Origin of the sequence: Agromyces sp. Root81 (genome assembly GCF_001429165.1) — a bacterium.
GTDB lineage: Bacteria > Actinomycetota > Actinomycetes > Actinomycetales > Microbacteriaceae > Agromyces.
This window is the reverse complement of record NZ_LMIR01000002.1, coordinates 1,227,736-1,238,501: the sequence shown is the minus strand read 5'-3', so window position 1 is coordinate 1,238,501 and position 10,766 is coordinate 1,227,736. Positions and strand designations below refer to the sequence as shown.

At 71.3% G+C, this 10,766-nt stretch carries 15 protein-coding genes; 6 read left to right on the top strand and 9 right to left on the bottom strand.

Going from position 1 to position 10,766, the window contains the following annotated elements:
• Positions 1-10 precede the first annotated feature (10 nt).
• Together ASE14_RS10910 and ASE14_RS10905 are read left to right on the top strand one after the other, a co-directional pair.
• Complete coding sequence (locus tag ASE14_RS10910; protein ID WP_056654606.1) at positions 11-1,102, top strand: dipeptidase; 1,092 nt, start codon at positions 11-13, stop codon at positions 1,100-1,102.
• Positions 1,096-1,830 carry a type 1 glutamine amidotransferase gene (locus ASE14_RS10905; protein WP_056654605.1) on the top strand — a complete coding sequence of 245 codons (735 nt, stop codon included), beginning with the start codon at positions 1,096-1,098 and terminating at the stop codon, positions 1,828-1,830. Before ASE14_RS10910 ends, ASE14_RS10905 begins: the two co-directional genes overlap by 7 nt.
• Before the next feature lie 43 nt (positions 1,831-1,873).
• Here ASE14_RS10905 and ASE14_RS10900 read toward each other — a convergent pair whose 3' ends face one another.
• Genes ASE14_RS10900 through ASE14_RS10890 form a run of 3 tightly spaced genes read right to left on the bottom strand, consistent with a single transcriptional unit; the run spans position 1,874 to position 3,232 of the window.
• Positions 1,874-2,434, bottom strand: a complete 561-nt coding sequence (locus ASE14_RS10900; RefSeq protein WP_056654570.1) for a dihydrofolate reductase family protein — start codon at positions 2,432-2,434, stop codon at positions 1,874-1,876.
• A complete protein-coding gene (locus ASE14_RS10895) occupies positions 2,434-2,898 on the bottom strand; it encodes an SRPBCC domain-containing protein (protein ID WP_056654568.1) in 465 nt (154 codons plus the stop codon). Before ASE14_RS10895 ends, ASE14_RS10900 begins: the two co-directional genes overlap by 1 nt.
• Entirely contained in the window at positions 2,891-3,232 is a 342-nt protein-coding gene (locus ASE14_RS10890; RefSeq protein ID WP_056654566.1) for a helix-turn-helix transcriptional regulator, read from the bottom strand. The genes ASE14_RS10895 and ASE14_RS10890 overlap by 8 nt, the downstream gene beginning before the upstream one ends.
• 73 nt (positions 3,233-3,305) lie before the next feature.
• Here ASE14_RS10890 and ASE14_RS10885 point away from each other — a divergent pair, with 73 nt between their 5' ends.
• Together ASE14_RS10885 and panD are read left to right on the top strand one after the other, a co-directional pair.
• Positions 3,306-3,671 carry a cupin domain-containing protein gene (locus ASE14_RS10885; protein ID WP_056654564.1) on the top strand — a complete coding sequence of 122 codons (366 nt, stop codon included), beginning with the start codon at positions 3,306-3,308 and terminating at the stop codon, positions 3,669-3,671.
• A gap of 26 nt (positions 3,672-3,697) precedes the next feature.
• On the top strand, positions 3,698-4,111 hold the full coding sequence (gene panD / locus ASE14_RS10880; protein ID WP_056654558.1) for an aspartate 1-decarboxylase: 414 nt from the start codon (positions 3,698-3,700) through the stop codon (positions 4,109-4,111).
• A gap of 8 nt (positions 4,112-4,119) precedes the next feature.
• Here panD and ASE14_RS20980 read toward each other — a convergent pair whose 3' ends face one another.
• From ASE14_RS20980 to ASE14_RS10860, 4 genes are read right to left on the bottom strand one after another with little or no spacing between them, the layout of a single operon-like run.
• A complete protein-coding gene (locus ASE14_RS20980) occupies positions 4,120-4,848 on the bottom strand; it encodes a response regulator transcription factor (protein ID WP_056654556.1) in 729 nt (242 codons plus the stop codon).
• Positions 4,845-6,230: a sensor histidine kinase gene (locus ASE14_RS20975; RefSeq protein ID WP_056654555.1), complete on the bottom strand. Its 1,386-nt coding sequence runs from the start codon at positions 6,228-6,230 to the stop codon at positions 4,845-4,847. Before ASE14_RS20975 ends, ASE14_RS20980 begins: the two co-directional genes overlap by 4 nt.
• A 53-nt stretch (positions 6,231-6,283) precedes the next feature.
• The gene (locus ASE14_RS10865) at positions 6,284-7,996 is read right to left on the bottom strand and encodes a SulP family inorganic anion transporter (protein ID WP_082600543.1); all 1,713 of its coding nucleotides are present in this window, start codon (positions 7,994-7,996) and stop codon (positions 6,284-6,286) included.
• Entirely contained in the window at positions 7,993-8,364 is a 372-nt protein-coding gene (locus ASE14_RS10860) for a metalloregulator ArsR/SmtB family transcription factor (protein ID WP_056656207.1), read from the bottom strand. Before ASE14_RS10860 ends, ASE14_RS10865 begins: the two co-directional genes overlap by 4 nt.
• Positions 8,365-8,456: 92 nt before the next feature.
• Here ASE14_RS10860 and ASE14_RS10855 point away from each other — a divergent pair, with 92 nt between their 5' ends.
• Positions 8,457-8,978, top strand: a complete 522-nt coding sequence (locus ASE14_RS10855) for an emopamil-binding family protein (RefSeq protein WP_157372940.1) — start codon at positions 8,457-8,459, stop codon at positions 8,976-8,978.
• A 264-nt stretch (positions 8,979-9,242) separates the two neighbouring features.
• Here ASE14_RS10855 and ASE14_RS21430 read toward each other — a convergent pair.
• On the bottom strand, positions 9,243-9,493 hold a 251-nt coding region (locus ASE14_RS21430; protein WP_369816480.1), incomplete at its 3' end, for an HNH endonuclease signature motif containing protein.
• A gap of 70 nt (positions 9,494-9,563) precedes the next feature.
• Here ASE14_RS21430 and ASE14_RS21210 point away from each other — a divergent pair.
• Complete coding sequence (locus tag ASE14_RS21210; protein WP_235511225.1) at positions 9,564-9,848, top strand: hypothetical protein; 285 nt, start codon at positions 9,564-9,566, stop codon at positions 9,846-9,848.
• 61 nt (positions 9,849-9,909) lie between these two features.
• On the opposite strand, the gene ASE14_RS21425 is transcribed toward ASE14_RS21210, so the two are convergent.
• Positions 9,910-10,730, bottom strand: an 821-nt coding sequence (locus tag ASE14_RS21425) for a DUF222 domain-containing protein (RefSeq protein ID WP_369816495.1), incomplete at its 3' end; no start/stop codon positions are given.
• Between the last annotated feature and the right edge of the window lie 36 nt (positions 10,731-10,766).

Below are 10,766 nucleotides of genomic sequence, written 5' to 3'. Positions count from 1 at the left end.
GGACGGCGACATGCAGTACGAGCGATTCGAGATCCCCGTCTTCGACGGGCACAACGACCTGCCATGGACGGCGCGCACCGAGCGCGGGTACTCGGTCGAGGGGCTCGACGACACCGAGCTGACTCCGCTGCACACCGACATCCCCAAGCTGCGGGACGGCGGCGTGGCGGGCCAGTTCTGGTCGGTGTGGGTGGATTCGGCGATCGACGGGGCCGCCGCCGTTCGCGCGACACTCGAGCAGGTCGACTTCGTGCACCGCATGGCGGCCCGCTATCCGGAGACGTTCGAGCTCGCGACGACGGCGGAGACGGCGCGGCGGGCGATGGCCGCCGGCAGGATCGCATCGATGATCGGCGTCGAGGGCGGCGGCCAGATCGACAACTCGCTGGCGGTGCTGCGCGACTACGCACGGCTCGGTGCGCGCTACATGACGCTCACCTGGACGGCGACGAGCGACTGGGCCGACTCGGCGACCGATGAGGCGCGGCACGGCGGCCTCACCGAGTTCGGTCGGGAGGTCGTGGCCGAGATGAACCGCATCGGCATGCTCGTCGACCTCGCGCACGTCTCGGTGGACACCGCCGACGCGGCGCTCGACACGTCGACTCGGCCGGCCATCGTCAGCCACTCGAGCGCGTGGGCGCTGAACCCGCATCCGCGAAACCTCCCCGACCGCGTCATCCGTCGGGTTGCAGACGGCGGCGGGGTCTACATGGTCACCTTCGTGCCCTCGTTCCTGACTGCCGAGCGCCGGGCGTGGGTGAACGGCGGGGAGACCGGGCCGAAGCCGCGGGTCACCGTCGCGGACGCCGCCGACCATGTCGAGCACGTGCGCAACGTCGCCGGCATCGAGGGCGTCGGACTCGGCGGCGACTACGACGGCACCGACGACATGCCCGAGGGGCTCGACGACGTGTCGGGCTACCCGGTGCTGTTCGCCGAGCTCGCCCGTCGCGGCTGGACGGAGGCCGAGCTCCGCAAGCTCGGCACCGAGAACGTGCTTCGGGTGATCGCGGCATCGGATGACGACTACCTGGACTTCACCGGCGCCGGCGCCGGTCGGGTCGACGAAACACGAGCGAGCGGAGAGCGCAGATGGTGACAGCGGACGACGGCCCGAAGGTGCTCGTGGTCGTGAACTCACGGCCGAGCAGCCTGCGGCGTATGCGGCCGTGGCTCGAGGACTCGGGACTCGAGCTCGTCGTCGCGTACGGAGACGAGGGGCTGCCGGAGCGCCTCGGGTCGTTCGACGGCCTGATCATGCTGGGCGGGGGCCTCATGCCCGACGACGACGATCGCGCCCCGTGGCTCGCCCGGGAGCGCGAGCTCGCGGCCGAGGCGATCGCCGGCGACATCCCCACGCTCGGCGTCTGCCTCGGCGCGCAGATCCTCGCCCATGTCGCGGGCGGCGAGGTGCGCGCCGCCTACGGTATCCCCGAACGCGGCGCGACCCCCGTCTTCGTCACGGAGCAGGGCGGCGACGACCCCGTGCTCTCGCCGCTCGGCCCGGTCGCGCACGTGATCGAGAACCACGAGGACATGATCACGCGCCTGCCCGATGCGGCCGTGCTGCTCGCCTCGAGCGAGGCGTGCGTCAACCAGGCCTTCCGTCTCGGGCGTCACGTGCGCGGGGTGCAGTTCCACCCCGAGGCGGGCGCTCGCGATCTCGAGAAGTGGGACGATGCCGCGCTCGCCGCAGCCGGCCTCGACAAGCAGCAGCTCGTCGACGCTGCACTCGAGTACGAGGACGAATCGGCCGATCGTTGCGCCCGGCTCGCGACGGCGTTCGCCGCCGAGGTCGTCGCCTCGCGGGTCGCGCGCGTCGCCTGAGCCCGCGTCGCCTGACCCCCGTCGAGCGAGCGGGTTCCAGGGCTCAGCGAAGAAGGTAGGTCACGCCGAGGTGCCCGCTCGGGTGCCTGACCACGTGGTCGAGTTCGAGCGGAAGGTCGCCGAGATCGGCGGGGGTGAATGGACGCCCGGCGCCGATCAGCACCGGCACGACACGGAGCCTCAGCACGTCGACGAGCCCGGCCCTGAAGAGGGTGTCGGTCAGGGTGAGGCTGCCCCACACGACGATGTTCGCGTGCCGGGTCGTGAGGTCGGCGACCGCCTCGGTCGCGACACCGCGGAGGATCTCGATCGACCCGTCGCCCCACGGTGCCGACTCGAGGGTGTTGGACATCACGAATTTCGGCAGGCGATTGATCGGCTCGGCGACGACTTCGACCTCGGGGTCGGCGGACGGCCAGTACTCGGCGAACATCCGGTACGTGTTCGCACCGAGCAGGATCGCATCGACGTCCGCGAGGAACGCGAGTTGGTCGTGGTCGTTCGGGTCGCCGCCGCGAGCCGCGCCGATGAAGTCGAGACCGCCGTCGAGGTCGGCCGCATAGCCGTCGACGCTGACGATCTGCTCGACGATGAGCCGGCCCATCAGCGCTGCCCGCCGTCGCTCGCGAGGCGTTCGTCCAGCACGTCGAAGGCGCTCGCCCAGCCGTCGTAGACATTGTCGTCGCCCGGCACGCCGGCGATGCCGACGAGGTGGAACGTCATCTCGGTGCGCTCGCCGAGGTCGGCCAGCGTGACGGTGATGAGCGGGGCGAGCTCGTCATCTGGCATGCCCCACGTGAAGACGAGCCGCTCGGGCTCGACGACCTCGCGGTAGACGCCCGCCGTCGGGTACTCCGAGCCGTCGGGCGCGATCATCGTGTAGCGGTACCGCCCGCCGGGGCGCACGTCGAGCTCAACGGTCTCGCGCGGCGTGACGACGCCCTCCGGGTGCCACCAGGCGGCGGCCTCGTCGGGGTCGGTCCAGGCGCGCCAGATTTGTCGCCGGGGTGCGTCGAAGACGCGCGTGATGGTGAACTGCTTCGTTGCGGTGCCGGTCTGCTCAGGCATCGGTCGTTCCCTTCATCGTGCGGAGGTGCTCGTCGAGCTGGTCGAAGCGCGCGTTCCACTCGCCGCGATGGCCCTCGACCCAGGCGGATGCCTCGTCGAGCGGCTCGGTGCGGAGGGTGCAGGTGCGCCACTGGGCCGACGCGGTGCGCTCGATGAGCCCGGCGCGTTCGAGCACCTTGAGGTGCTGCGAGATCGCCGGCCGGCTCATCGCGAAGGGCTCGGCCAGTTCGCCGACGGTCGTCGGCCCGCCGCGGAGTCGCGAGAGGATCTCGCGTCGCGTCGGATCGGCGAGCGCCTGGAACACGAGGCTGAGCTCGTCGGGCCCGTTCTGCATGTAAGCAACTCCTTAATTAATGATTTGCTTACATTACGTCGACCGCGCGCGGTCGTCAAGGGAGAATGACGGAATGGCCGACGATGTGCGCAACCTCCACGACGCCCTCGACTCGTTCACCGAGCACTGGCAGCCCCATCGGCTCGCGAGCGTGAACGACTACGACGTCAAGGTCTTCAAGGCGCAGGGCGAGTTCACGTGGCACTCGCATCCCGACACCGACGAGTTCTTCATGGTCGTCTCGGGCACGCTCGTGATCCAGTTGCGCGACGGTGACGTCGAGCTCGATGCCGGCGACGTCTACGTGGTGCCCCGCGGCGTCGAGCACTGCCCCCGCGCCGTCGGAGAGGTCTTGGCCATGCTCATCGAGCCGCGCGGCACGGTGAACACCGGCGACACCCCGAGCGAGCGCACGGCGCAGCTGCGAGAGTTCGGCTGAGGCTGAGTGTCCGTAGGCTGGATGCCGTGTTCCGGACCATGCTGAAGTCGAAGATCCACCGCGCCACCGTCACGCACGCGGACCTCCACTACGTCGGCTCCGTCACGGTCGACCGCGACCTGATGGACGCCGCTGACCTGCTGCCCGGCGAGCAGGTCTCGATCGTCGACGTGACGAACGGCGCCCGACTCGAGACCTATGTCATCGAGGGCGAACGCGGCTCCGGCGTGCTCGGCATCAACGGCGCGGCGGCACATCTCGTGCACGAGGGCGATCTCGTCATCCTCATCTCCTACGCGCAGTTCGACGACGAGGCGGCACGCAGCTTCGAGCCGCGCATCGTGCACGTCGATGCCGAGAACGCCGTCGTCGCGCTCGGGCGCGACGCCGGAGAGCCGGGAGCGAGCGGAGCGCAGCGCTCCCCGCAATCCGTCGTCTGACGGGTCCGTCAGCGCTTGGCGCGCACGACCCCGTGCTCGTAGGCGTAGACGACGGCGTGCACGCGGTCGCGCAGCGCGAGCTTCATGAGCACCTTCGACACGTGCGTCTTCACCGTCGCCTCGCCCACCCAGAGCCGCGCGGCGATCTCGGCGTTCGAGAGCCCGGCGGCCAGCTGCTCGAGCACCTCGCGCTCACGTTCGGTGAGCGAGTCGAGCTCGGGCGAACTGCGAGCAGGTGCTGCGGCGGGCGGAGAGCCGGCGCGCGTTGCGGATGCCGCGGAGTCGCTCGCACCCGTTCCGGCGACGACCGCCCGGCTCGCGACCGCCTCGATCACGCGCCGCGTGACATCCGGCGACAGCAGGGCGTCGCCCCGCGCGACGACCTGCACCGCCTCGATGAGCTGTTCGGGGCTCGAATTCTTCAGCAGGAATCCGCTCGCCCCGGCCTCGAGGGCGGCGAACAGGTAGTCCTCGCGGTTGAAGGTCGTGAGCACGAGCACGGCGGCAGCGGATGCCTCGTCGGCGGTGATGCGCCGCGTGGCCTCGAGTCCGTCCATGCCGGGCATCTGCACGTCCATGCAGACGACGTCGGGCGCGAGTGCGGCGACCGCCGCGATCGCCTCCTCGCCGTTCGCGGCCTCGCCGACGACCTCCATGCCGTCTTCGGAGTCGAGGATCGTGCGGAACCCGGCTCGCACGAGCGACTGGTCGTCGACCACGAGCACTCGGATGCTCACGCGGGCACCCCCTCGGCCCGGCGCAGTGGGAACTCCGCGCGCACGAGGTAGCCGCCGCGCGCCCTCGGTCCGAGCTCGAGGCGGCCGCCGGCCGCGGCGACCCGCTCCCGCATGCCCACCTGGCCGAGGCGGCGGCTCGAGGCATCCGTCGACGCATCGGTCGACTGCTGCCGCACCGCTCCCGTGTTCGTCACCTCGACCTCGACCGACCGCTCGGCCCAGCGCACCCGGACCTCGGCGGTCGCGGCGGCGCCGGCGTGCTTGCGCACGTTCGTGAGCGCCTCCTGCACGATGCGGTAGGCACTGAGATCGACGACGGCGGAGACCGGCACGGCGTCGCCGACGATCGCGAGCGTCGTCGGCAGGCCGCCGGCGGCGCTCTCCGCGACGAGCTCGTCGAGGCGGGCGATTCCGCGCGTCGAGGTGCTCGTGGTCGCGGGTTCCCCTGCGTCGCCGTCGACGGCGAGCGCGTCGTCGAGTTCCGCGACCGGCGCGGTCTCCGCGTCGCCGCGAAGGGTGCCGAGCAGGCCGTGCAACTCGTCGACGGCGTCGCGCGCGCTCGACTCGATCGCGGACAGCGCCGTCGCAGCGGCGGCGGGATCCTTCGCGAGCACGCGCCGCGCCGCGCCCGCCTGCACGCCGATCACCGAGACGTGGTGCGCCACGACGTCGTGCAGTTCCCGTGCGATGCGCAGCCGTTCGATGGCGACGGCCTGGGCGCGCGTGCGCTCGCGCTCGGCGGCGAGCTCGGCGGTGCGCTGCTCGAGCTCGGCGCGCGACCTCGCCGACCGGTAGGCGGTGTCGCCGAAGTACCACGCGCCGCCGAAGTAGAGGAGGTTCGTGAGCACGTTGATGAGCCCGTAGGCGAGGTAGGGCGAGAGCAGGCCCTCGCGCGAGAAGTCGGGCAGGTAGTCCTGCACGGCGGTGTAGTAGATGAGCCCCCAGAACAGCCACCCGAACATGCCGGCCACGATGATGCCGCGCACGATCGTCGCCCGGCGGCGACTGCGACCCCACGCCCCGACCGTGTAGATCGCGACGAACAGGCAGATGTTGCTGAAGAGCGCGTCGCCGACGGGCACGACACCGCCGACGATGAAGGTGGCGGATGCCACGAGCGCCACGATCTCGGGCTGCAGGCGACGTGCTGCGAGCGGCAGGGTCATCGCGGCGACCCAGAGCACCGAGCCCCACCATGGGGCGCCATCGCCCTCCCCGTCGCTCTCGCCCCACCCCGCGATCCGGTAGAGCACCACCGTCGCGGCGGTGCCGACGGCGAGCACGATGGCGAGGATCACGTCGTTGCGGAGGGCGCGGCGCCCGGGCCGCGGGCGCACCCACTCGACGCCTTCGACGACGGGCGGAGCGGTGTTCTCGATCATCCGTCCACGTTATCGACGCGGCGGAACGACGGGATCCGCCGCGCGACGGAGAATCAGCGCGGCGCGCGGCGCACGTGACTCCGCGCGTGCTCGACCGCGGGGGCGAGCTCGTCGAAGAGGTGGTTCTGGTGCCGGAGCGAGGCGATCACGCCGACCCGCTCGGCGAGACGCAGGTGCCGCGTCTGGATGCCCTTCACGAGCACGGTGACACCCCGCCGTTCGAGTGCCGTGATGAGCTCGGTGATCACCTGCGCGCCGGTGGCGTCGAGGATCTGCAGCTGCGACATCCGGATGATGACGACCTCGACGCCCCGGATGTCGCCGACACGCTCGAGCATGCGCTCGGCGGCGCCGAAGAAGAGCGCCCCCTCGAGGCGGAACAGGGCGATGCGCTCATCGCCGGGCTCGGCCGGGCCGGGCAGCTCCTCGCGGTGCACGCCGCTTGAGCGGGCGAGTGAGCGGAGGGCGAAGAACGCGGCGGCGGCGATGCCGATGAGCACGGCGTAGATGAGGTCGAAGCTCACGGTGATGATCGCGGTGACGCCGAAGACGATCGCGTCGGCTCGCGTCGATCCGACGACGGTGCGCACCGTCGCGATCGAGATCATGCGGAACGCCGTGACCATCAGCACACCCGCGAGTGCGGCCAACGGGATCTCGGCGACGACCGCCGCGCCGAACGAGACGACGAGGAGCAGCAGCACCGCGTGGGTGATCGCCGCGAGCCGGGTGCGACCGCCCGAGCGCACGTTCACCGCGGTGCGGGCGATCGCCCCGGTCGCCGGCATGCCGCCGAAGAAGCCGGCAGCGACCGACGCGAGGCCCTGACCGACGAGTTCGCGATCGGCGTCGTAGGGCCCGGTGTCGGAGATCGAGGCGGCGACGCGCGCCGACAGCAGCGACTCGATCGCGGCGAGGGCTGCGACCGCGAACGCCGGGCCGGCGAGGCCTGCGAGCGTCGCCCAGTCGGCGTTCGGCAGCGTCGGTGCGGGCAGGCCGGCCGGCAGCTCCCCGATCGTGTCGACCGGCAGGCCGAAGCCGGCCGCGATCGCACTGACGGCGACGATCGCGACGATCGAGCCGGGGAAGCGGGGATGGATGCGCGGTGCCACGAGCATGATCGCCGCCACCACGGCGACGATGCCGAGGCTCCATCCGAGTTCCGGCCACGCGGCCGTTGGGATCGCCTCGGCGGCGGCGATCGCGGCGTTCGGGCTGGGGCCGGGGGCGACGCCGAGCGCCGCGGGCACCTGCTGCAGGAAGATGATCACCGCGATGCCGAGCGTGAACCCCTCGATCACCGGCCACGGGATGTAGGTCACCGCCCGACCGAGGCGCAGGACGCCGGCGGCGAGCACGATGAGCCCGGCGAACAGGCAGACCACCGCGAGCACACCTGCGCCGTGCGCGGCGATGATCGGGCCGAGCACGACGACCATGGCGCCGGTCGGACCGGACACCTGCACGTTCGAGCCACCGAACACCGCGGCGACGAACCCGGCGACGATCGCCGTCACGAGCCCGCTCTCGGCGCCCGCGCCGGAGCTCACGCCGAACGCGAGCGCGAGCGGCAACGCGACGATGCCCACGGTGACGCCGGCGGCCAGGTCGCCCCGCCACGTGCGGCGGACGTCGCGGTAGTCGGATGCCGCGGGCGCGAGGCTGCGCAGGTGGCGCGCGGCCCGTCGCCACGGGCTCACGGAGGCCGTGGCCGACCCGGCCGTGGCCGACCCGGCCGTGGGTGGACCCGACGGCGTCGAGCTCATGACGACACGCTCACCGGCGGGATCTCGGGCAGCCCGCCCTGGTCGACGAGCTGGCGCTGGGTGGTCTCGAGGATCTCACCGAGCAGCGCGCGGGCGACGCGCAGCAGGTCGGCGACCTGCGGATACGCCAGCCGGTAGTAGACGAGGCTGCCACGTCGATCGGCCAGGACGAGCCGATTGCGACGGAGCACCGCGAGGTGCTGCGACAGGTGCGAGGCCTCGAGCGAGGTCGCCGTGATGAGCTCCGAGACGGATGCCTCGGGCGCGGCCGAGAGCACCTCGAGGATGCGTATGCGGATCGGATGGGCGAGGCCCTTGAAGAGGCCCGCCTTCATCTCGTACAGCGGGCGGTTGGGGTCCGAGAGCATCGGCGCCTCCATGGGTTTGCGGATTGATGAAACCATCATGTCACGCGAATGCCGCTGCGCGGACGCCGGGCTCGGCGCTACGCTCTCGACCCATGACCGCCGAACCGGTGCCCGTGCCCGTGCCGAACCTGCCGCTGCGCGAGCGCCCGTTCGACTGGTTCTTCATCGTGGTGTTCTCGTTGTTCACGATCACGAGCCTGATCAGCGACATGCTGCCGACCCTCGGCGTCGACATCTCGCAGCCATCGTCGAACTTCTTCGTGAACTCGAACTACTGGTACGCACACGACACCGACCCGCTCTTCATGGAGCCACCAGTGTGGATGCGCATCGTCACCGGGCTCTCGGCGTTCGTCTACATGCCGTTCTACATCGCGCTCGTCCTCTCGCTCATCCGCGGCTGGAACTGGATCCAGCTGCCGAGCGTGATCTACGCGACGATGATCTCGACGATCACGGGCATCATCGTGTTCGGCGTCGAGTTCTTCGGCGAGCCCGAGTGGCAGACGACGAATCCGGTGAAGTTCCTGGCGTTCAACCTGCCGTACGTGCTGATCCCGATCGTGCTGCTCGTGCGCATGCGGAGGCCCGAGCCGTTCACGAGGCGGTTCTGAGCGAGCGGATGCCTCTCGGTGCCGCATTCTCCAGAGTGAGCGGATGCCTCGCGGTGCCGAATCATCCTGAGTGAGCGGATGCCCCGCAGTGCCGTCTCTCCGGTCATCCCGCCGTTCGCGTGATCCCGCGATGGCGCGAACGCTCACGCCGACGCACGTTCGGGTGGCGCGTAGCGGCGGTCGAGTCGGTCGGCGAGTCGGGTGGGTGAGGTGGTGGTGGTGCGCCATCGGCCGCCGGGGTCGAGCCAGGATGGTGGCCGGATNGGCGCGTAGCGGCGGTCGAGTCGGTCGGCGAGTCGGGTGGGTGAGGTGGTGGTGGTGCGCCATCGGCCGCCGGGGTCGAGCCAGGATGGTGGCCGGATTTCGGGCACCCCGTGGCGCATGCGGATCGCCCATCCTGAGGTGTCGATCGAGCGGTGGTGGTACCAGCAGAGCAGCACGCCGTTGTCGGTGTGGGTGGGGCCGCCGTGCGCGTCGGGGGTGACGTGGTGGATCTCGCACCACGCGGCGGGCACGGTGCAGCCGGGGATGAGGCATCCGCCGTCGCGGAGGGTGATGGCGCGGCGTTGGTCTGTCGGGGGTGACGTGGTGGATCTCGCACCACGCGGCGGGCACGGTGCAGCCGGGGATGAGGCATCCGCCGTCGCGGAGGGTGATGGCGCGGCGTTGGTGCGGGGTGAAGCAGCGCTCGGGCGAGCCCAGGCTGAGGATGCGGCCCGCGTCGTCGTGGACGACGGTCTGGATGCCGCCGGTGCAGATCATGTGCCGTGCGGCGCGGAGCGAGATGGGCAGCTCGATGCCGTCGGCGTGTGCCGTGCCGTGGCCGGCTTCGAGGTCGGCGGCCCGGACGCTGACGAGGACCGTGGGTGACGCGCCGCCGATGCTGGGGTGTTCGCCGGAGCGTGCGGCGGTGTCGATGATCGCGGCGAGNAGGTCGGCGGCCCGGACGCTGACGAGGACCGTGGGTGACGCGCCGCCGATGCTGGGGTGTTCGCCGGAGCGTGCGGCGGTGTCGATGATCGCGGCGAGGACGTCGTGTCGTTGCTGCTCGGTGGTGCGGGTCTCGGCCTGCACGGCGAGGTCGGCGCGCTCTGATTCGGTGAGGAACCCGCCGCCGCTGCGGGGCGACAGGTGGGCGTCGAAGAGGCGGGTCAGTTTCGCGGCGACCTCGGGCAGCAGTTCGCCCGACACGGCGATGAGTCCATCTCGTGCCCGCCCGACACGGAAGCCCCGTCGGCGCATCGCCCGCTCGTCGTCGGGTTCGGGGCCGTCTTGATCGAGGAAGGCCGCCCAGGCGCGCGCCTGCACGGCCACCTCGTCGGCCGTGCACCGAACCGGCGCGCTCTCCCCGTTACCCGTCGCCTGCTCGACGAGGGCATGCTCTGCGGCGTCGAGTCGTGCCGGGTCGGCGACCGTGCGGGTGCGGCCGAGCTCGCGGATGATGGTGTGCGCGACATCGAGGCCCAGAACCCCGTCTGCAAGCGCGGCTGCGAGGTGTGGATGCTGCGGCGGCACGGTCTGACCGGTCAGGCCGGTGCCGCCCCGGGTCGTCACCCCGACGGTGATGCGGCGACGCGCCTCGGCCCCCGAGACCTGCGTGACGCGCTCGATCAACTCGGCCGCGGACCGGCACCCCTTGCGCGCCGACAGTCGTTGACCGTCGAGCTCGACCCGACTGCGTTCGGCGACTTCACCGGCGAACACGGCGCGGTGCGCGTCGAGCAGTCGCCCGACGCCCTCGAGTGCGCCCATCGCGAGGAGCAACTCATCGTCACCCAGGCCACGCGG